The sequence below is a fragment of the Isoptericola sp. NPDC056605 genome (assembly GCF_042792795.1).
Lineage (GTDB): Bacteria > Actinomycetota > Actinomycetes > Actinomycetales > Cellulomonadaceae > Isoptericola.
Window position 1 is genome coordinate 1 of the sequence record NZ_JBHTVT010000007.1, and the last position, 17,111, is coordinate 17,111.

Genomic DNA, 17,111 nt, shown 5'->3' on the forward strand with positions numbered 1-17,111 from the left:
CCCGCAGGGCTACGCGCTCTGCGGGGGCGCCGGCTCCTCGCGTTCCGACCGGGATCGCGCCCGCACGCCCTCGATGTGCCGGCGCATGAGCTCCTGGGCCCGCTCGGGCACCCCCGACCGCATGGCGTCGAGGATCGCGCGGTGCTCCTCGACCGCCACCGCCTTGTCGGTGACGCCCTTGCCCGAGAACTGCCGGAACCGCTGCGCCAGGCCGCCGAGGGCGGCGAAGGCGGCCTGCAGGTAGGAGTTGTCCGCGGCCTGTGCGACCAGCGCGTGGAAGCGCTCGTCGGCCTCCCAGTAGTCGCGGAACTCCTGGTAGGTGGGGCCGTTGGACGAGTTCTCGAGCTCGTCGACGGCCTCCTCGAGCCCGGTCAGGAACGCCTCGTCCCCGCGCTCGCACGCGAAGTACGCGTTCGCCGGCTCGACGGCGAGCCGGGCGTCCATGAGGTCCATCAGCTCCTTGGTGGTCGGCGCCGGCGTGACGAAGTAGCCGCGCAGGGCCACCCGTCGCACCATGCCGGTCGCCTCGAGCCGGGCGAGCGCCTCGCGCACGGGCGTGGGCGAGACGTCGAGCTCGCGGGCGATGCCGTCGATGTTGAGGCTGCTGCCCGCCGTCAGGGTGCCGTCCATGAGCCACGAGAGCAGCTCGTCGAACACGTGGTCGGCGAGCGCCCGCCGCGGGACGGCGCGCGCGGTCGAGTTGCTGGTCCTGGGCACGAGCCGATTCTACCGGTGCGGGCCTCGCCGGACCTGCGGCGCCGCGGGTCGGACGAGCGTCTCGGTCGGGCTCGCGGGCACGGTCGGAAGACGTTTTCCGGGCGCCGATAGGCTGTGCACCGGCGAGCACGTCCGGAGTGCCCGCGCGTCGGGCGGGTACCGACCGCCCCGGAGATGGAGGTGTGCTCGTGGCCCGAGCAAGGCTGCAGGACGTCGCCGACCGTGCAGGGGTCTCCCTCGCCACGGCGTCGCGGGTGCTCAACGGGTCGGCGCGGCAGCCGGGGGCCGAGCTGGTCGCGCGGGTCAAGGCCGCGGCCGCGGACCTGGGCTACGTCGTGAACGCGCAGGCGCAGGCCCTGGCGCGCGCCCGGTCGGGGCTGCTCGGGCTCGTCGTGCAGGACATCTCCGACCCCTACTTCTCGTCGATCGCCGCCGGCGCGCAGGCCGCGGCCCGGGCCAGCGGGCGCCTCGTGCTGCTCGCGTCGACCGGCCGGGACCCGGTGGCCGAGCGCGAGGCCGTCGCCGCGTTCGCCGCCCAGCGCGTGGACGCCGTCGTCGTCGCCGGCACCCGGTGGACCCCGGACGACGACGCCGCCCTCGCGGCCGAGCTCGACGCGTTCGTCGCCGCGGGGGGCCGGTCCGTCATCGTCGGCCAGCCGGTGGGCGACGGCTCCGTGGTGCGGCCGCCGAACGCGACCGGCGCCCGCGCCCTCGCCGAGGCGCTGCTGGCGCAGGGGCAGCGGCGGTTCGTCGTGCTCGGCGGGCCGGCCCGCGTCGTGACGTCCCGGGAGCGGACCGACTCGTTCACCGCCGCCGTGCGCGCCGCGGGAGGCGAGGTCACGGAGGTGCTGGTCACCGAGTTCTCCCGCGACGGCGGCTACACGGCCGGCGACGACGTCGCCGAGCTGGTGCGCGAGCGTGCGGCCGAGGAGCCGCTGACGGTCTTCGCCGTCACCGACGTCATGGCCATCGGACTCATCGCCCGCCTGCGCGAGCTGGGGGTCGAGGTGCCGCGCGACGTGCGCGTCGCCGGGTTCGACGACGTCCCCACGCTGCGCGACCACGCGCCCGCCCTGTCCACCGTGCGCATCCCGCTCGAGGAGATGGGCAGCCTCGCCGTGCAGGCCGCCGTCGGCGACGCCGTGCCCGGTGCCGTCACCGAGGTCGGCTACGAGGTGCAGCTGCGCGACTCGACCCGCTGACGGGCCGGCTCAGGCGCGCGCGAGCGTCAGCCCCAGCCCGCGGTGCGCGCGCTCGATCGTGGCCCCGTAGGCGGACAGCATCCGCACGTGGCTGAACCGTGGCCGCGCCGCGACGAGCGCCCCGGTGAGGGCGTCCCGGCGCGCGGCGGCCTCGCGCCACGCCGCGGCGATCTCGGCCGGGTCGAAGCCCGTGACGAGCCCGATGCCGTCCACCAGCCGTGCGCTGTCGCCCACGGGCGTCGTCACCGGCACCGCGCCGCACATGGCGCCCTCGATGAGGCACAGCGGCGCGGCCTCGCCGAACGCCGACGTCAGCGCGACGACGTCCGAGGCCGCGAGCACCTGCTCCATGTCGTGGCGCGCGCCGAGCAGGTGGACGCGACCCAGGAGGTCGGGCCGGTCGGCGAAGGCGTCGCGCAGGTCGGCCGCGAGGTCCGGGTTGGCGGGGCTCATGCCCGAGCCGCACATCACGACGTGCGCGTCGGCGTCGCTCGCCAGCAGCTCGCGGGCCGCGGCGAGGAACAGCCGGGGGTTCTTCATCGCGTCGTAGCGGGCGGCGTACGTGACGACCGTCCCGTCGGCCGGGAGCCGGTGCGCCCCGCGGACCGCGAGGCGTCGTGCGGGGCGGGCAGGGCGGAAGCGCGTGAGGTCGACGCCGTTGGGGATCACGCGGAGCAGGTGCGCGGGCACTCCGGCGGCCTCGTAGGCGTCCCGGGTGGACTCGGCGCAGCAGACCACGGCGGCGAGCCGGCCGTCGTCGGCGGCGCGCAGCAGGTGCCCCAGCCCCGACCCCTGGTGCTCCGGGTCGGACCGGTGCAGGCAGGCGACGACCGGCCGGTCGGGAAGCAGGTCGGGCCGGGCGAGGAGGCGCAGCGGCTGCTCCTTGAGCGACAGCACCACGTCGGCATCGCGCAGCGCGCGGGCCAGGACCTCGGCCTCGGCGTCCGTGAGGACCTCCGGGTCGTGCGGCACCTCCGACGACCGGCCCAGCGACGTCACGCGGACGCCCGCGGCCGTCAGCTGCCGGTACCGGCGGTCGTCGACCATCCGCTGCAGGGCGGCGTCGCGCCGCACCTCGTCGTGGACGCTCAGCGCCGTGTGCCGCTGGCGGCCCTGCGCGTGCAGGCCCGCGACGACCGACGAGTGCAGCACCCGTGCACCGCCGCTGAAGAAGCCCTCGTAGAGGGAGAGCACGCGGACCGCTCCGTGCTCGACGTACCTCTCGATCGTGCGCTCGACGTGCTGCTGGGCCATGGGGACCACCTCCTGCCCCCAGCGTGAGTGGTGATGGTGTGAGGCTGATGACCGGCGTGTGACATTCTCATGACACGTCGTGGGCCGCCCATGGACAGCACTTGGCGTCCTGCGGGACGGACCGGGGCGTCGAGGTCCGGGGCGCGTGCCATCGTGGGCTCATGGTCACGGATCCGCGGCTGCCGACGTCGGTCGCCCTGCTGCGTGGCATCAACGTCGGCGGACGGCACGCCGTCCCGATGGCGGAGCTCGCCGCGTGCCTGCGCGACGCCGGGCACGGCGCGGTGCGGACGTTCCTGCAGAGTGGCAACGTGCTGCTGGCGGCGCGGCCGGCGAGCGGCGCGGGTCTGGAGGGCGCGCTGGAGGAAGCCCTCGCGGAGCGGTTCGGGTTCGCGGTCCCGACGCTGGTCCGGTCGCGCGCGGAGCTGGCCGCCACCGTCGCGGCGGCGCCGCCCGACCACGGCTCGGACGCATTGCGCAGCGACGTCCTCTTCCTCAAGGCGCCCCTCACGGCGGGGGAGGTGCTCGACCAGCTGCCCGAGCTGCGCGAGGGCGTCGACGCCGTCGCGGCCGGACCGGGCGTCGTCTACTTCTCGCGGGTCGCGGCCGAGGCGCGGCGCACGCGGATCACCCGGCTCATGGCGATGCCGGTCTTCGGACGGATGACCGTGCGGACCTGGCGGACCACCACCCGCCTGCTCGCCCTGCTCGACGAGCCGCTGCCCGCCTAGCGCCGGCGGATCAGTCGATGCAGAACTCGTTGCCCTCGACGTCCTGCATGGTGATGCAGGACTCCTCCTCGCCGTCGGCGTACTGCGTGTACAGGTAGACGGCGCCCAGCGGCTCGAGCCGTTCCTGCTCGGCGCGCAGCGCGGCCAGCCGCTCGTCCCCCACCAGCCCGGTGCCGACGCGGACGTCGAGGTGCACGCGGTTCTTCACGACCTTGCCCTCGGGGACACGCTGGAAGTACAGGCGCGGGCCCTCGCCCGTGGGGTCCTGCGCGACGCAGTCCACGCCCTCGGGCATGACGTACCCCAGCACCTCGCACCAGAACCGGGCGACCCGCTCCGGGTCCGCGCAGTCGAAGGTCACCTGGAACTTCCGCACCGTCGCCATGTGCCCACCGTAGGCGCCGCGCCGGCGTGCCCGAAGCGAATTCGAGGCGGTCAGGGCGCGAGCAGCGCGCGGATGTCCCGCTCGGCCTGCGCGGGCGTGACGAGGCGGCAGCCGAGGTCGGTCCACCGGCGCACCAGCGCGGGCTCGGCGCGCAGCAGCCCCCAGCCGCGGCGGACCAGCGTGGGCAACGGCTTGCGCGACTCGGCGACGTCGCGCAGGAACCGGAACCAGAAGTTCACGACGCGCGGCTGGCTGAGGCAGATCGCGTCCGCGAGGATCCCGTCCGCCCGGCATGCCGCCACGAGCTCCGCGGCGAAGATCCCCTCGGCGACGACGACGGGCGCGTCGCCCGCCTCGAGCACCGCGCCTCCGGTGCGCCGCGACGTGGGGATGTCGTACACGGGCACCTCCACGCGGCCGGTGCGGACCACCGCGCGCAGCGCGTCGAGGGCGGCGGCGGAGTCCCAGCTGCGGGGGTCGTCCCAGTCGACGATGCCGTACCGCATCGGCATCCCGGGGAAGTCGATGTCGTGGTAGAAGTCGTCGAGGTTCATCACCGGCAGGCCCAGGCGCCGCGTGAGCGCCGTCTTGCCCGACCCCGACGGGCCCGTGAGGAGCACGATCCTGCGCGCCGGGCGTCGGGCACCCGGCGGCACCTCGAAGAGTGCGTCCGACACCTGCTCCCCGCCGCCGTCGGGCGCGCTTCCGCTGTCACTCACGGGGACCCATTGTGGGGCCCGCCGCGCCCGGGCGTGAACTTTTCCGGGGACGAGGGGAGATACCAGGGGACAGTGACGGTGCACGGCGGCGAGGAGGCAGGGATGGCCCAGCGGTGCGACACGAGACCTGGCGCGACATGACGGCGGTCGCCAGCAGCGAGCCGGTCGCCGGCGACGCCGCGATCATCTCGGCGTCGATCGACGAGCCCGAGCACTTCGCGGCGCTCTACGGGCGGTACGCGAACCAGCTCTACCGCTACGCCTACCGGCGGGTGGGGCCCGAGCACGCCGAGGACGTCGTGGCGGACACGTTCGTCGCGGCGTTCCGGCGTCGCGACTCCTACGACACGGCCCGGACCGACGCCCGGCCGTGGCTCTTCGGGATCGCCACGAAGGAGATCGCCCGCTGGCACCGGGCGGAGGCCGCACGGTACCGGGCGTTCGCGAGGTCGGGGGCGGCGCCGGCCGACGACGGCATGGCGGACGCCGTCGCCGACGCCGTCAGCGCGCGGGCCGCCGGCCCGGCGCTGACCGAGGCGCTGGCGTCCCTGGCCCCCGGCGACCGGGACGTGCTCCTGCTCGCCGCCTGGGGCGAGCTCACCTACGAGCAGATCGCCGGCACGCTCGAGATCAAGATCGGCACGGTGCGATCGCGCCTGCACCGGGCACGTCGGATCCTGCGCGCGCGGCTGCGTTCGCAGGGATGGACGGAGCAGGGACGGACGGAGGAGAGCTGATGGACGAGATGACGATGCTCCGGCAGGCGGGCACCTTGCTCGACCCGCCGACGGCGGGGCCCCCGGTCGCGCTGCGCCGCCGGGTCCTGGAGGAGCTGGAGGCCGCGACCCCGGCCCACCCGGTGCCGACGCTCCAGCTGGTCGGTGGGACGGGTCGGGGACGCCGGCCGGGCCGCGACCGGTCGGACCGGCACCGGTTCGGCAGCAAGGTGGTGATCGCGGCGGGGATCGCCGCCGTCACGGCGGGGGCGCTCGCGATCGTGCCGACGCTCGGCGACGAGCCGGCGGCGAGCGCCGAGGCGGTGGAGATCCTCGAGGCAGCGGCCGCGAAGGCCGCCCAGGAGACGCCCTGGGACCCGGGCCCGGACCAGTTCGTCTACTCCCGGGGCGTTCAGCGGGCCAGCAGCGAGGGAGCGGGGCCCGACGGCGAGTACGTCACCGCCATGGTGACCCAGACCTTGGAGTCGTGGAAGTCCGTCGACGCCCGGCACCCGGGCCTCGTCCGCGGCGTGACGGAGCCGTATCAGGACCCGTGGGACCCCGAGGGAGGTCCGTGGGAGTCGGCGCTGGAGCCCTGCGACGGGACCTGGAAGGCCTGCGGCGACATCCCCGCGTTCCCTCCGGGCATGCCGACCGACGGCGACGCGGGGGCCATGCTCGCGTTCCTGCGGGACACCGTCGAGCCGTACGAGGAGACGGAGGGCCTCCCTGCGGACCGTCCTGACCAGGCGGTGTTCGACGAGATCGTCCGGCTGCTCGAGAACGGCGGGATGCCGCCCGAGATCGAGGCGGGCCTGCTCAGCGCCGTCGCGAAGATCCCCGGGGTCACCGGTGCGGGCGAGCTCACGGACGTCGCCGGCCGCACCGGCGTGGGGGTGGGTCTGACCAGCGCCAGGGGCGCGCGGACGGACCTCATCATCGACCCGCGGACGAACGAGGTCCTCGGGACGCGCTCCGACCACCCCGGCGCCGCCGAGCCTTCCGGGTGGGCGCTCCTCGGGTCAGGGGTTGTCGATGTCGTGGGCGACACGCCCTGACGACATCCCGGACGCGACCAGGAGCACGTGGAGGGTGCGCGGGCCGTGCACGCCCTCCACGCGGTCCAGCTCGATGTCCGACGTCGCGCTGGGGCCGGAGATCCAGGTCAGGGGGCGGTCCGGGTGCTCGCCGAGCAGCCGGACGGCCTCCGGCACCGTCTGCACGGCCTGGTCGGCGCGCACGACGCACAGGTGCACGTCGGGCACCAGCGAGATCGCGCGCCGGCCCTGGTCGGGCTCGCCGTCGAGCACGATAGTGCCCGTCTCGGAGATCGCGACCCGCGCGGCGGTGACGACGGCGGCCACGGCGTCGAGGTCCGTCGCGGCGAGCGGGTGCTCACGCGAGTCGCGCACGACGTCGACGCCCTCGGGCAGCGCGGCCAGCCACGCGTCGTCGAGCCCGGCGGGGACCACCACCCGCACCCCGCGCGAGCTGTCAGGACCAGGACCGTCAGAACCTGCGTGTGGTCCTGACAGCTCGGCGACGAGGGAGGCGACGGTGGCGGGGAGGGCGTCGGCGGCGACCTCGTGCACGTGCGCCTTGTAGTCCACCAGCCGGTCGACGAGCTGCTCCAGCACCTCGGGCGAACCGACGGCGTGCTCGCCGGCCGCGCGGTAGTCGCGCGGCACGGGCTCCGGGTGCGGCGCGGTGCCGACCTTGCCCGACGGCGTCGTGCCGGAGCCGGTCTGCCCCAGCGCCGCGCGCACCCGCGCCAGGACCTCGGTGCGTGCCGTGCTCATGCGTCCTCCTCGGTCGTGACGGACGTGGTCCCGGCGGGTCGGTCGTCCTCACGGGTCTTCCACCACTGCCGGAACGTCTGCCGGGGCGGGGCGGGCAGGTCGCGCGACCTCGTCCAGGCCGACGCGGGCGGCGGCGCGACCGAGACGGCGTGGTCCCGCCCGCCGAGCCCGCTGCCCAGCGTGGCGGCGCGACCGGCGAGGGCGAACCGGTCGCCGTCCGCCATGACCCACGAGGCGGCCTTCATGGCCGTCTTCCACGGGTCGACGGCGCGCGACGACCGGTCGGCGTCCACCTCGCGGGCGCGCAGGTCCACGAGGATCGACGGGATGTCGATCTTCACGGGGCAGACCTCGTAGCAGGCGCCGCACAGCGTGGAGGCGTACGGCAGGGACGCGTTGGGGTCGTGCTGCCCGGACACGCCGCCCGTCGCCGCCGTGAGCTGCGGGGTGAGGATGGCGCCGATCGGCCCGGGGTACACGGAGCCGTAGGCGTGGCCGCCCACCCGCTCGTACACCGGGCACACGTTGAGGCACGCGGAGCAGCGGATGCAGTGCAGCGCCGACCGCCCGACCTCGTCGGCGAGCACGTCGGTGCGGCCGTTGTCGAGCAGCACCAGGTGGAACTCCTGCGGCCCGTCGCCCGGCGTCACGCCCGTCCACAGGGACGTGTACGGGTTCATCCGCTCGCCGGTGGAGGAGCGGGGGAGCAGCTGCAGGAACACCTCGAGGTCGTCGAACGTGGGCACGAGCTTCTCGATGCCCATCACCGTCACGAGCGTCTCGGGCAGCGTGAGGCACATGCGCCCGTTGCCCTCGGACTCGACGACGGCGAGCGTGCCCGTGTCCGCGACGGCGAAGTTGGCGCCGCTCACCGCGACCTTGGCCGACAGGAACTTGCGGCGCAGGTGCGCGCGGGCGGCCATGGCCAGCTCGCGCGGCACGTCGGACAGGTCGGGCGGGGCATCGCCCATGCGGGCGAGGAAGATGTCGCGGATCTCCGACCGGTTGCGGTGGATCGCGGGGACGAGGATGTGCGACGGCATGTCGTCGGCGAGCTGCACGATGAGCTCGGCCAGGTCGGTCTCGATGGCGGCGATGCCCTCGTCGGCCAGCGCCTCGTTGAGCCCGATCTCCTGGGTGGCCATCGACTTGACCTTGACCACCTCGTCGGCGCCCTTGGCCTTCGCGATGTCGGCGACGATCCGGTTGGCCTCCGCCGCGTCGCGCGCCCAGTGCACGACGCCGCCGCGCGCCGTGACGTTCTCCTCGAGCCGTTGCAGCAGGTCCGGCAGGTGCGCCATCACCTGCTGCTTGACGGCGGACCCGGCGTCGCGCAGCGCCTCCCAGTCGGGCACCTCGCCGACGACGGCGGCCCGCTTGGTGCGGATGACCTGCGTGGCGTGGCCGAGGTTGCGGCGCAGCTGGTCGTTCTTGAGGGTCTGCTTCGCGGCGGCGGGGAAGTCGTCGCCCCAGCGCAGGGGCTCCTGCGGGTGGGGGACCGGGCCGAACGGCTCGTCCGCGGGGTCGGCGGCGCGGCGGCGGGTGGGCAGGCCGAGGAAGGTCTGGCTCATCGGGCGGCCTCCGTCCGTGCCGGGCGCTCGCGCTCGGGGCGGGTGAACGTCGTCTCGGGCAGGGGCGTGGGCTCCTCCCGGGTGGAGGCGAGCACCTCCGCCAGGTGCAGGGCGTGGATCCCGGTGCCCTGGCGGGACAGCCCGCCGCCGATGTGCATCAGGCACGACATGTCGCCCGCGGTCAGCACCTCGGCGCCGGTGCCGCGCACGTTCGCCGTCTTGTCCTCGAGCATCGCCGCCGACGTGTCCGCGTTCTTCAGCGCGAACGTGCCGCCGAAGCCGCAGCACGAGTCCGCGGCGGGCAGCTCGACCAGGTCGATGGCGTCGACGGCGCGCAGCAGCCGCAGCGGCTTGTCGCCGACGTGCAGCATGCGCAGGGAGTGGCAGGTGGGGTGGTAGGTGACGCGGTGCGGGAACCAGGCGCCGACGTCGGTGAGGCCGAGCACGTCGACGAGCAGCTCGGACAGCTCGTACGTCTTGGCGGACACGGCCTCCGCCGTGGCGGCGAGGTCCTCGAGGCCCGCGCGGCGGCAGACCATCGCCTGCTGGTGGCGCACCGACCCCGTGCACGACCCCGACGGCATGACGACGGCGTCCCACTCGCCGTCCGCCACGGGCGCGAACGTCTCCACGTGGTTGCGGATCACGGGCACCGCCTCGCGGAAGTAGCCCGTGTTGACGTGCATCTGCCCGCAGCACGCCTGGTCGGCGGGGAAGACGACCTCGTGGCCGAGGCGTTCCAGCAGCCGGACCGTCGCGCGCGGCGCCCCGGGGAACAGGGTGTCGGCGAGACAGGTGGCGGCGAGGGCGATGCGCATACGACTCCTCTGTGCTTCGTGCGGTCGTGCTCCTGCGGTGCCGGCGCGAGGCCGCTGCGGTGCGGCTGTGGTCAGCCACCGGTCGGCTCGGTCCAGCATGACCCGGGCGGGTCGGGGGCGCCACGGCGGCGGCGCCGAGCGGCCACTGTAGCGGATGTGGTCTGACCACTGTGCCGCAGGGTCGTTACGCTGAGCCCGTGCGCACCCACGAACGAGTCCTCGCCCACCTCGAGGAGGGCATCGCCGCCGGCCGCTGGGGCCTCGGCGAGCGGCTGCCCGGCGAGCGGGCGCTCGCGGAGGACCTCGGCGTGTCCCGGCCCTCCGTCCGCGAGGCGATCCGGGTGCTCGACGCGCTCGGCATCGTCCGCCCGGGCGTCGGCTCCGGCCCGACCGCGGGCGCCGTCGTCATCGATCGTCCCGCCGCCGGCCTGGGCGCCGCGGTGCGCCTGCACGTGGCCACCGGCACGCTGCCGGTGCGGGACGTCGTCGCGACCCGGGTGCTGCTCGAGTCGTGGGCCGTGGCCCAGGCGGCCGAGCGGGTGGTCGACCACGCCCCCGGCACCGCCGCGCACCTCGAGGAGGCGCGCCGGCTCCTGGGGCGGATGGAGGACGACGACGTCCCGGCGGCGGAGTTCCTCGAGCTCGACCAGGCGTTCCACCTGGAGTTCGTGCGGATGGCGGGCAACGTGCTCGTCGAGGCCGTGATGACCGGGCTGCGGGGCGCCATCGGCGGGTACGTCGCCGTCGGGATCGAGCGGCTGCCGTCGTGGCCGCGCACCGCCACCCGGCTGCGCGTCGAGCACCGTGCCGTGCTCGACGCCGTCGCCGCCGGGGACGCCGCGGCCGCCTCCGCCGCGGTCAAGGCGCACATCGAGGGCTTCTCCCGGGAGGCCGGCGTCTGACGCCCGCCCGGCGGGCCGCACGGGGCCTGTGGACGGCCGGCGCGGAGGTGTCCGCGGGGGCGGCTAGCGTCCTGCCGGTGGCCGCGGTTCGGCGGCCGGACGCGACGGGCCCGACGGGCGGGGGTGAGGCATGGAGCGGGAGGACGCCGCCCGGCTCGCGCGCGGCCTGATGGCCGAGCACGGGCTGTCGGGGTGGACGTTCCGGTTCGACCGGGCGCGACGGCGTGCGGGCCTGTGCCGGTACGACCGCCGCGAGATCAGCCTGTCGGGGCCGCTGACCGCGCTGTACGACGAGGCGGACGTGCGCGAGGTGGTGCTGCACGAGATCGCCCACGCGCTGGCCGGCGCGCGGCACGGGCACGACGCCGTCTGGCGCGCGACGGCGCGGGCCATCGGTTCCACGGGCCGCCGGGTGGTGCGCGAGGGGAGCCCGGAGGTGGAGGGCGACTGGGTCGGGGAGTGCCCGACGGGGCACCGGGTGACGCGCTTCCGCCGCCCCCAGCGCCCGCAGGCGTGCGCACGTTGCTCGCCGGACTTCGACCGGCGCTTCCTCCTGTCGTGGACGTACCGCGGACGACCGGTCCCCGAGCTCGGTGCGGCGGACGGTGGGGGACCGGCGGACCCGATCACGGCCGGGCCGCGGGTGGACCCGGCCGCCGTCCGGCCGGGGGAGCGGCTGCGGGTGGTCGCCCCGGGGCGGTACGACGGCGTCGTCGGTACGCTCGTGAAGCGGGGGCGCACACGGTTCCACCTACGCGTCGGCAGGTCGGTGCTCACGGTGCCGTTCGGCCTCGTGGAGCGCCCCTGACCGGTGCCGGGCCGGCGGGACACGCCGACGACCGGCCACGGAGCCGACCGCCCCGCGAGCACGGGTGAGAGCAGGGCGGGTGCGGTGGGATGATCGCTCCCATGAGTGAGTCCACCGCACCCGCCCTGACGCTGCCGGCGGGTGCCGCCGGGTCCAGGATCGTCGGCATCGGGCACCATCAGCCCGAGAAGGTCATGACCAACGACGACATCGCGAAGCTCGTCGAGACCAACGACGAGTGGATCCGCTCCCGGACCGGCATCGTCACGCGCCACGTCGCTGCGGACCACGTCACCGTCGCGGACATGGCGACGGAAGCCGCCCGGCACGCGCTCGGCGACGCCGGGGTCGCGGCCGCCGACGTCGACCTCGTGGTCGTCGCGACCACCACGGCGTTCGACCGGTCGCCCAACACGGCGGGCCGCGTCGCCTACGCCCTGCGCACCGGTGTCCAGCCCGGGGCGAGCACCCCCGAGGGCGAGGAGGTGCCCGACCTGCGCAACGTCGTCGGGCCCGCCGTCATCGACCTCAACACGGCGTGCTCCGGCTTCGCGTACGCCGTGGGCGTCGCCGACCAGGCGATCCGCGCCGGGTCCGCGCGCACCGCCGTCGTGGTCGGCTCGGAGAAGCTCACCGCCGTGACCGACTGGTCCGACCGCAGCAGCTGCATCCTCACCGCCGACGGCGCGGGCGCGGTCGTGCTCCAGGCCGCCGACACCCCGGCCGTAGGGCCCGTCGTGTGGGGCTCCGAGCCCGAGCTGACCCCGGCCGTCGTGATCGAGGCGCCGCAGGAGAAGTTCGCGCAGGACGGCCGCGCCGTCTTCAAGTGGGCCATCACCCGCGCCGCGGACCGCGCCAGGCGCGTGGTCGAGGCGTCCGGGCTCTCGCTCGACGACATCGGCGTGCTGGTGGCCCACCAGGCCAACCTGCGGATCATCGAGCCGCTCGCCAAGGGCCTCGGCCTCGAGGACCGCATCGTCGTCACCGACATCACCGAGTCCGGCAACACCTCGGCCGCGTCGATCCCGATGGGGCTGTCCAAGTGGTGGCACTCCGGCAAGATCCCGGCGGGCACGCCGGCGCTGCTCTTCGGCTTCGGCGGCGGCTTCACCTGGGCCGGCCAGGTCGTCATCACCCCGTCGAGGTAGTTCCAGCCGTGCCGAGGTAGCTCGAGATTCGAGCTACCTCGGCAGGGGTGGGGTTGACCGCGCGGCTCGGGTAGGCTGTCGGAAACCGCTTACCCGACGTCGCCGTCGCGGCGACACCCAAGGAGATCGACGATGCCCTCCGTCCCCGCCCCCCCGACCGGCAGCCACCCCGACGCCGAGCGCCGCCGCTACGCCGTCGCGGGCGCCGGCCACCGCGCCGGCATGTACGTGAACGCGCTGATCGGGGACCACGCCGCCGACGGCGAGATCGTCGCGTGGGTGGAGCCCAACCCCGTGCGCGCGGCCGTGCACGAGGCGAAGGTGGCCGCTGCCGTGGGCGGGGAGCGCCCCGTCTACCACCCCGACCACCTGGAGAAGGCCCTCGACGAGCAGCGGGTCGACCGCCTCATCGTGACGTCGGTCGACAACACCCACGCGGACCTCGTCTCCCGCGCGCTGCGCGCGGGCGTCGACGTCGTCGTCGAGAAGCCGATCGCGGCCACGGAGGACGAGGCGCGGCAGATCGCGGACGCCGTCGCCGAGACGGGCCGCGACCTCACGATGACGTTCAACTACCGGTACTCGCCGCGGAACTCGGCGCTGCGCGAGGTCATCGCGTCCGGCGAGATCGGGCAGGTGCTGAGCGTCCACTTCGACTGGGCCCTCGACACCGTGCACGGCGCGGACTACTTCCGCCGCTGGCACCGGGAGAAGGTCAACAACGGCGGCCTGCTGGTGCACAAGTCCAGCCACCACTTCGACCTCGTCAACTGGTGGATCGACGCCGTCCCGCAGCGGGTCTTCGCCAGCGGCGGCCGCCGGTTCTACGGCGACGACGCCGCGCACGAGGTCGGCTACGAGCCGACGGCGGGGGAGCGGGCGCTGAACGAGCAGGGCGTGGACCCGTGGCGCATCGACGTCGACGCGGACCCGTACCTCTCCGAGCTGTACGGCCCCGAGGCGCAGGCCGTGGACGGCTACCGCCGCGACCGCAGCGTCTTCGACGCCGGCATCACCACCGAGGACACCCTCGGGCTCGTCGTCGAGTACGCCGGCGGGCCGGTGCTCACCTACTCGCTCACGGCCAGCGCGCCGTGGGAGGGGTACCGGGTCGTCGTCAACGGCTCGCGCGGCCGCGCCGAGCTCGAGGTGGTCGAGCGCGGGTCCGTCGTCTTCGGCGCCGACGGCAAGGCGACCGTCGACCCGAGCTTCACCGCGACGTTCGGCGAGGACACGGTGCGCCCGGAGGGCGAGCGGCTCGTCGTGCAGAAGCACTGGGAGCGCGCGGAGGAGCGGCCGATCGTCGCCGTCGGGCACGGCGGCCACGGCGGCGGCGACGCCCTGCTCCTCGCCGACGTCTTCCGCGGCCGCACCGAGGCCGACCCGCTCGGCCGCGCTGCCGGCTTCCGCGACGGCCTGCGCGCGTCCGGCATCGGCTACGCCGGCAACCGTTCGCTGGCCACCGGCGACCCGGTGCGCCTCGACGACCTGGGTCTCGGCATCGACCTCTGACCCTGCGCCGTGGGAGCACCCCTCTGCCGAGGTAGTTCCTGCCCCAGGCCAGGAACTACCTCGGCGCGAGGTGAGCTACCTCGGCAGGGGTGGCACTACCTCGGCGACGTGGAGCGCAGCACGCCCGCACCCGCGCCGGCGTCCACGACGGCGGGCACGGCCCGGGTGGGCAGCAGCCGGTAGCGGTAGTGGTCGGACGGCGTCCACCGCGCCTCGTCGGCGAGCGGCGCGTCGGCCGCGGCGTTGAACGCGCCGACGACGTCGACGGGCCGTCCGTTCACCAGCGTGCCGGTCTCGCGCAGCATCGTGCCGCCGTAGGCGCCCACCGCCCGCGCCGGGTCGACGCCCCGGGCGAGGCGCAGCGCGTTGTTCTCCACGACCAGGCTCGACTCCTTGCCGGCGCCCCAGAAGTACTGGAACGTCGACGCCGTCGACTGCGCGTAGGAGTTGTCGTAGACGTGCACGTCGCCGAAGCGCACGCGCGGCGCGCGCTGGCCGATGTCCTGGAAGTGGTTGTGGTGGATCGTCACGCGGTGCTGGCCGCGGTCCTGCAGCCGTGAGTCGGACGAGCCGATGATCATCGTCTTGTCGTGGGACTCGAAGCGGTTCCACGACACGGTCACCAGGTCGCCGCCGTGCGTGACGTCGAGCAGGCCGTCGTGGATCTCGAACGGCCGACCGAACACCTGCGGCAGCGACGACGCCGGGTGGTCCCCGTCGTCGAAGGTGTTGTGGTCCACCCACACGCCGGTGGACGTCCAGACGGACAGGTTGTCGTAGGCGGAGTTCCAGTTCCCGAGGTCGCCGTCGGTGGGGTCCCACTGCGGGAAGCAGTCGCGGCCGTCCGAGAGGGTCAGGTTGCGCACGATGACGTTGTGCGAGTCGCGGATCCGCAGGTTCGCCCCGACGATCCGGGCGTCGTCGCCCACGCCGACGATCGTGACGTTCGAGCCGACGTGCACCTGCGTCTGCGCGGCCTGGACCTTGGCTGCGGCGACCCGCGCGTCCTCCAGCGGCCCGGCGGGCTCGTCGGTGCCCCAGACGGCGGGGTCGTAGGCCGCGACGTAGTCGTCCATGGAGAACGCGTCCCCGGTGCCTGCCACCGGCACCCGGCCGGCGAGGTCCTGGCAGTCCAGCGCCGTGCCGTCCTCGCCCGTGAACGCGTCGATCGTGCCGCGCACGTAGACGATGCGCGGCACCTCGAGCCCGCGCCCGTCGTCCAGGTCGGCGCCGGCACGGCCGCCCAGGGCGTCGCGGAGCTCGGCCCACGTGTCGACGACGTACACCTCGGACGCCGCGGCCGCGGCGCCCCCGGTGACCGGCGCGGAGTCGCGTGCGACTCCCTCGGGCGCCGTCGTCGTGGCGACCGACGCCCACCCGTCCGCGCCCGGGGTCACGACCTGGCGGCCGAGATCGGTGCGCGCGGGATGGCCGGGGCCGGGGTGCCCGCCGTGGGCCGAGGCGGCGCCGGCGCCGGCCGTGACGAGCAGCGCGGTGGCGGCGAGGGCGGCGGCCGCGCGGGGACGGCGTCGGCCCGGGAGGGCAGGGGAGGGCTGGGACGGCTGGGGCATGGTGCGAAACTCCTTCGTTCCGGCGGTACCCGTCCGACGACGGTGTCGGCCGGGGAGGTGCGGCGCGTCAGCCGGCCCAGGGCGCCCCGAGCTCGGCGAACGTGCGCTGCGTGCGTGCGACCTCGGCGCACCAGTGCTCGACGTCGCGCACCACGGGGCGCCGCTCGTCGCCGTCGCCGTGCCACTCGACGTGCTCGGGCGCGATCGGCGTCGGGTCGGCGCTGGTGCGCACGGCCTCCAGCACCCGCATGAACGCGCCCGTGTCGCGGACGTCGCACAGCAGGGGGCGGCGGTCGTCGGCGCGCGCGGCCAGCAGGTCGTCCAGCAGGGAGGCGCGCCCGTACGACTTGTCCATCTGCACGGAGTCCGTGCGCAGCAGCAGGCGGTCGTGCTCGTACTCGAGGACCAGCTCGCCGCGGGTGCCGGTCACGACCACCCGCGCGGGGGCCCGCTCGGCCGCGCACAGCGTGAGGCCGAAGCCGTACCGGCGTCCGGCGGCGTCCTTGACCCGCACCGCGGAGGTGTCGTCGGCCTCGATCGGGTTGGCGCGGTACAGGTCGGTGTCCACCCAGGCGACGTCCTGCGCGGTGGTCGCCCCGCCCAGCCGCAGGGTGGTCGCGACGGCGTGCGCCAGCGGGTTGGTCACCACCCCGTCGACGACGTCGCGGCCGTCGAGCCGACGCCGGCCGGCCCAGGCGGCGCGCCTCCAGTACGACGCGGTGCGCACCCAGGTGCCGACGGCTCCGAGCCCCTGCACCTCGCCGATCTCGCCCCGGGCCAGGAGGTCCGCGGCCGCGGGCAGGGCGTGCGACCCGAAGGTCTGGAAGCCCACCTGGCAACGGCGGCCCGTCCGCTCGGCCACCGCGACGAGCTCGGCGTGCTCGGCGAGCGACGCCGTCGTCGGCTTCTCCAGCAGCACGTCGATGCCCGCCTCCATGGCGGCGCGCGCGAGCGGCAGGTGCGTGGGGATGGGTGTGCTCAGCACGACGACGTCGACGCGCGCCTGCGGGGTGGACAGCAGGTCGCCGAGCGTCGGGAACCAGGGGGCCCCGGCGTCGTGCGCGTCGTGACCGGGGCCCGGCTCGCGCGGGTCGACGACGGCCGCGAGCCGGGCCCGTCCGGCGCGCTGCAGCTCGAGCACCCGGCGCACGTGGGAGGCGCCGTGGCCGTGCAGGCCCACGACCGCGATCTGCGGGGCGAGTCCGTCGGAGGTCGGGTCGGTCATCGTCGTCCTGTCCGTGTCGTGGCGCGTGCCGGG

Annotated in this window: 17 protein-coding genes; 8 read left to right on the forward strand and 9 right to left on the reverse strand. The window is 75.1% G+C overall.

Features of this window, described 5'->3' with window-relative positions:
* Positions 1-9: 9 nt before the first annotated feature.
* Positions 10-717 (reverse strand): GntR family transcriptional regulator, encoded by a 708-nt coding sequence (locus ACFQ8Y_RS09100; RefSeq protein ID WP_430563183.1) that lies wholly within the window; start codon positions 715-717, stop codon positions 10-12.
* A 188-nt stretch (positions 718-905) separates the two neighbouring features.
* Here ACFQ8Y_RS09100 and ACFQ8Y_RS09105 point away from each other — a divergent pair, with 188 nt between their 5' ends.
* Positions 906-1,919 (forward strand): LacI family DNA-binding transcriptional regulator, encoded by a 1,014-nt coding sequence (locus ACFQ8Y_RS09105; RefSeq protein ID WP_430563184.1) that lies wholly within the window; start codon positions 906-908, stop codon positions 1,917-1,919.
* A 9-nt stretch (positions 1,920-1,928) separates the two neighbouring features.
* On the opposite strand, the gene ACFQ8Y_RS09110 is transcribed toward ACFQ8Y_RS09105, so the two are convergent.
* The gene (locus ACFQ8Y_RS09110) at positions 1,929-3,173 is read right to left on the reverse strand and encodes a glycosyltransferase (RefSeq protein WP_430585262.1); all 1,245 of its coding nucleotides are present in this window, start codon (positions 3,171-3,173) and stop codon (positions 1,929-1,931) included.
* A gap of 161 nt (positions 3,174-3,334) precedes the next feature.
* Here ACFQ8Y_RS09110 and ACFQ8Y_RS09115 point away from each other — a divergent pair, with 161 nt between their 5' ends.
* Positions 3,335-3,904 carry a DUF1697 domain-containing protein gene (locus ACFQ8Y_RS09115; protein WP_430550693.1) on the forward strand — a complete coding sequence of 190 codons (570 nt, stop codon included), beginning with the start codon at positions 3,335-3,337 and terminating at the stop codon, positions 3,902-3,904.
* Positions 3,905-3,914: 10 nt separating this feature from the next.
* On the opposite strand, the gene ACFQ8Y_RS09120 is transcribed toward ACFQ8Y_RS09115, so the two are convergent.
* Together ACFQ8Y_RS09120 and ACFQ8Y_RS09125 are read right to left on the reverse strand one after the other, a co-directional pair.
* On the reverse strand, positions 3,915-4,289 hold the full coding sequence (locus ACFQ8Y_RS09120; RefSeq protein WP_430585263.1) for a VOC family protein: 375 nt from the start codon (positions 4,287-4,289) through the stop codon (positions 3,915-3,917).
* A 50-nt stretch (positions 4,290-4,339) separates the two neighbouring features.
* Positions 4,340-5,008 (reverse strand): uridine kinase, encoded by a 669-nt coding sequence (locus ACFQ8Y_RS09125; protein WP_430563185.1) that lies wholly within the window; start codon positions 5,006-5,008, stop codon positions 4,340-4,342.
* Between the two features lie 113 nt (positions 5,009-5,121).
* On the opposite strand from ACFQ8Y_RS09125, the gene ACFQ8Y_RS09130 reads away from it, so the two are divergent.
* Both ACFQ8Y_RS09130 and ACFQ8Y_RS09135 read left to right on the forward strand, forming a co-directional pair.
* Positions 5,122-5,745, forward strand: a complete 624-nt coding sequence (locus ACFQ8Y_RS09130; RefSeq protein WP_430585264.1) for an RNA polymerase sigma factor — start codon at positions 5,122-5,124, stop codon at positions 5,743-5,745.
* Positions 5,745-6,782, forward strand: a complete 1,038-nt coding sequence (locus tag ACFQ8Y_RS09135; RefSeq protein WP_430585265.1) for a CU044_5270 family protein — start codon at positions 5,745-5,747, stop codon at positions 6,780-6,782. Before ACFQ8Y_RS09130 ends, ACFQ8Y_RS09135 begins: the two co-directional genes overlap by 1 nt.
* Here ACFQ8Y_RS09135 and ACFQ8Y_RS09140 read toward each other — a convergent pair.
* From ACFQ8Y_RS09140 to ACFQ8Y_RS09150, 3 genes are read right to left on the reverse strand one after another with little or no spacing between them, the layout of a single operon-like run.
* Entirely contained in the window at positions 6,747-7,523 is a 777-nt protein-coding gene (locus ACFQ8Y_RS09140) for a lactate utilization protein C (protein ID WP_430585266.1), read from the reverse strand. The two genes, ACFQ8Y_RS09135 and ACFQ8Y_RS09140, sit on opposite strands and share 36 nt — an antisense overlap.
* Positions 7,520-9,094, reverse strand: coding sequence for a LutB/LldF family L-lactate oxidation iron-sulfur protein (locus tag ACFQ8Y_RS09145; protein WP_430585267.1), 1,575 nt, complete (start codon positions 9,092-9,094; stop codon positions 7,520-7,522). The genes ACFQ8Y_RS09140 and ACFQ8Y_RS09145 overlap by 4 nt, the downstream gene beginning before the upstream one ends.
* Positions 9,091-9,912, reverse strand: coding sequence for a (Fe-S)-binding protein (locus ACFQ8Y_RS09150; protein ID WP_430563190.1), 822 nt, complete (start codon positions 9,910-9,912; stop codon positions 9,091-9,093). The genes ACFQ8Y_RS09145 and ACFQ8Y_RS09150 overlap by 4 nt, the downstream gene beginning before the upstream one ends.
* 197 nt (positions 9,913-10,109) lie before the next feature.
* Here ACFQ8Y_RS09150 and ACFQ8Y_RS09155 point away from each other — a divergent pair, with 197 nt between their 5' ends.
* The 4 genes from ACFQ8Y_RS09155 (at position 10,110) to ACFQ8Y_RS09170 (ending at position 14,282) form a co-directional block, all read left to right on the forward strand.
* Positions 10,110-10,814 (forward strand): FadR/GntR family transcriptional regulator, encoded by a 705-nt coding sequence (locus ACFQ8Y_RS09155; RefSeq protein ID WP_430550685.1) that lies wholly within the window; start codon positions 10,110-10,112, stop codon positions 10,812-10,814.
* Between the two features lie 130 nt (positions 10,815-10,944).
* Entirely contained in the window at positions 10,945-11,622 is a 678-nt protein-coding gene (locus ACFQ8Y_RS09160) for a SprT-like domain-containing protein (protein WP_430585268.1), read from the forward strand.
* Between the two features lie 101 nt (positions 11,623-11,723).
* Positions 11,724-12,770: a beta-ketoacyl-ACP synthase III gene (locus ACFQ8Y_RS09165; protein WP_430550683.1), complete on the forward strand. Its 1,047-nt coding sequence runs from the start codon at positions 11,724-11,726 to the stop codon at positions 12,768-12,770.
* Between the two features lie 132 nt (positions 12,771-12,902).
* On the forward strand, positions 12,903-14,282 hold the full coding sequence (locus ACFQ8Y_RS09170; protein ID WP_430585269.1) for a Gfo/Idh/MocA family protein: 1,380 nt from the start codon (positions 12,903-12,905) through the stop codon (positions 14,280-14,282).
* Between the two features lie 95 nt (positions 14,283-14,377).
* Here ACFQ8Y_RS09170 and ACFQ8Y_RS09175 read toward each other — a convergent pair whose 3' ends face one another.
* Together ACFQ8Y_RS09175 and ACFQ8Y_RS09180 are read right to left on the reverse strand one after the other, a co-directional pair.
* Positions 14,378-15,853 carry a polysaccharide lyase family 1 protein gene (locus ACFQ8Y_RS09175; RefSeq protein WP_430585270.1) on the reverse strand — a complete coding sequence of 492 codons (1,476 nt, stop codon included), beginning with the start codon at positions 15,851-15,853 and terminating at the stop codon, positions 14,378-14,380.
* A gap of 67 nt (positions 15,854-15,920) precedes the next feature.
* Positions 15,921-17,078, reverse strand: coding sequence for a Gfo/Idh/MocA family protein (locus tag ACFQ8Y_RS09180; protein WP_430585271.1), 1,158 nt, complete (start codon positions 17,076-17,078; stop codon positions 15,921-15,923).
* Between the last annotated feature and the right edge of the window lie 33 nt (positions 17,079-17,111).